The sequence below is a fragment of the Megasphaera stantonii genome, assembly GCF_025567065.1.
Taxonomy (GTDB): domain Bacteria; phylum Bacillota; class Negativicutes; order Veillonellales; family Megasphaeraceae; genus Megasphaera; species Megasphaera stantonii.
On the sequence record NZ_JAOQKD010000055.1, the window covers coordinates 1 to 388 of the forward strand.

Genomic DNA, 388 nt, shown 5'->3' on the forward strand with positions numbered 1-388 from the left:
TGGTAGAGTCTTACTTAACAAGCGAACTCTCGTATCAGGAACTGGCTCTTCAAATGGGAATCAACAATCCGTCGCTACTTGTCAGATGGGTAAATGACTTTAAAATAGCTGGGCCGGATGCGTTAAGACCGCACAGGAAAGGCAGGAAGAAGACATTGAATACATCGCAAGCAAAAGAAACAGAAGCACAAGTTCAGCATACGGAGGTGGATACCCGTGCGGAGCACGTGAAGGAATTAGAGGATGAACTTCTCAAACTCCGTATAGAGAATGCCGTTTTAAAAGAACTGAGAAGACTGCGGTTAGAGGACGAAGCAAAGCGGAGAGGGTTGCAAACGTCATCTTCAGTCTCCGAGGACAATTCAAACTAAAAGATCTTCTCTCCTAC

Annotated in this window: 1 protein-coding gene; it reads left to right on the forward strand. The window is 45.4% G+C overall.

Annotated features, from left to right (window positions below; translation table 11 throughout):
• The coding region (locus OCV58_RS12185; protein ID WP_288149233.1) for a helix-turn-helix domain-containing protein at window positions 1-371 on the forward strand (371 nt) is incomplete at its 5' end.
• Window positions 372-388: the final 17 nt, after the last annotated feature.